Below are 2137 nucleotides of genomic sequence, written 5' to 3' on the forward strand. Positions count from 1 at the left end.
GATCTCCCGCCGCCGCTACCGCCGGCGACGACGACGCGGTGCGCCGCCTGCTCGACCTCGGCCTGCCGGTGAATGCGCTCGATCGCCAGGGCTGCAGCGCGCTGCTGCGTGCGGCAGGTGGCGGGCATCGCGCGGTCGTCGAACTGCTGCTGCAACGTGGCGCCGATCCCGGCCTGGCCGCGCAGTCGGGCGCCACGCCGCTGTCGGCCGCGGTGTCGATGCGCCATATCGACATCGTCGATCGCCTCATCGCGGCCGGCGTTTCCCTCGAGCAGCGCTTGCCGGGCGACCTCACCGTGCTGATGGTCGCGAGCGCGCTGGGCCTGCCCGACCTCGCGCAGCGCCTGTTGTCGGCGGGTGCCGACGTGCAGGCGGTCGATGCGCAGGGCCGCAACGCGCTGCACTGCGCCGCGCTCTTCGCCTTCACCGCACGCGATCGCGCACGCGTGGTCGCGCTGTTCGACACGCTGATCCTTGCTGGCGTGGAAGCCGACCTCGCCGCGCAGGGCGTGACGCCGCTGCTGCTGCTGCTCGGCGCGCGTGCGGAGCCGGGCACCGCGGCCGACGAGGACACGCTGCTCGCGGCGCTCGACGGGCTGCTCGCGCAGGACGTGCGCCTGGATTCGCGCGACACACGCGGCTTCGGGCCGCTGCACCTGGCCGCGCTGCACGGCTTGCCGCGCATCGTGCAGCACCTGCTCAAGGCCGGCGCCGACCCCGACCTGCGCGATGCGCTCAACCGCACGCCGCGCGACATCGCGGTGATGCGCGGATTCGTCGACATCGCCGCCGATTTCGCGCCGGCCGGTGCCGCGCGCGATATCTCGATGGCGCGCTTCCTGCGCGATCGCTGACGCCGACTGCCGCGGTTGCCGCGTCGTGTGCGTCAACGCGGAACGGCGGAGCCCACGATGCCGCCGAGTACGCCTTCACCGGCGTCGGCATGGAACAGCTCTTCGAGCTCGACACGCGCATCCTGCGTCGTGCGCAGCAACGCGTCTTCGTCATCGCGGACGTCGTACTGCGCGCGCAGCAGGCGGGCATCGTGCTCGCGGAAACGCGCGATCAGGTCGTTCACCGTCGCCGCGTCGAAGCCCAGGTCGGCCAGCACGCGTTCGCCGGTATAGAGGCTCGAATGCAGCAGCTCGCGCACGGCATGCACGCCCAGTTCCATCAACGCCCACGCATGCGGGCGGTCGCGCGCACTCGCATACACGCGTGCCTGCGGATACAGGCGCCGCACCGTGCGCGCGGTACGCACGGACGCCTCGACGTCCTCCAGCGCGATGACGAACACCTTGGCCGACTCGGCGCCCGCCGAGCGCAGCAGGTCCGAGCGCGAGGGGTCACCGTAATAGACCGGGTTGCCGAAGCGCCGCACGAAGTCGACCTGGTCGGCACTCGGCTCGATCGCGATGAACGGCAGCCGCTGCGCGGCGAGCAGGCGCGCGACGACCTGGCCGAACCGTCCGAAGCCGGCGATCAGCACCTGCGGCTGGTTGTCCGGAATGGCGTCGTAGGCACGCGGTGGCCGCGCGGCAACGCGGGAGGAGAGCCGCGCCGCGACCCACAGCAACAGCGGCGCCAGCGCCATCGATAGACCGACCGTCGCCACCAGTCGATCGCGCGTCACCCCGTCGACCAGGCCGACGCGCGCGGCTTCGGAAAAGACAACGAACGCGAACTCGCCGCCGAGCGCGAGCACCGCGGCGAGCGGAAATGCATCGCGCAAGGACAGGCGCCCGACGCGTCGCCCGACCAGTACCAGCAGCAGCGCCTTGATCGCGAGCATGCCGGCGACCATCGCGGCGATCCGCAGCGGCTCGGCGGCGATGCGCGCGACGTCGATGCCCATGCCGACCGCCATGAAGAACAGACCCAGCAGCAGGCCCTTGAACGGATCGATCTGCGCTTCGAGTTCGTGGCGGAATTCGGAGTCGGCCAGCAGCACGCCGGCGAGGAAAGCACCGAGGCCCGGCGACAGCCCGGCGCGCGTCATCAACCACGCCGCGCCGAGCACGGTCAGCAACGCCGCGGCGGTGAACGCCTCGGGCATGCCGCTGCGCGCGACCAGCCGGAACAGCGGTCGCAACAACAGTCGGCCGCCGCCGATCACCAGCAGCACGGCGCCGACCGC

General features: G+C 72.0%; 2 protein-coding genes. One reads left to right on the forward strand and one right to left on the reverse strand.

Annotated features, from left to right (window positions below; genetic code table 11):
- Positions 1 to 854: ankyrin repeat domain-containing protein (locus FW784_RS13715; RefSeq protein ID WP_187770833.1), on the forward strand; the 854-nt coding region annotated here is incomplete at its 5' end.
- A gap of 32 nt (positions 855 to 886) precedes the next feature.
- On the opposite strand, the gene FW784_RS13720 is transcribed toward FW784_RS13715, so the two are convergent.
- Positions 887 to 2137: NAD-binding protein (locus FW784_RS13720; protein ID WP_149353883.1), on the reverse strand; the 1251-nt coding region annotated here is incomplete at its 5' end.

Source organism: Cognatilysobacter lacus (assembly GCF_008274655.1).
Classification (GTDB): Bacteria; Pseudomonadota; Gammaproteobacteria; order Xanthomonadales; family Xanthomonadaceae; genus Cognatilysobacter; species Cognatilysobacter lacus.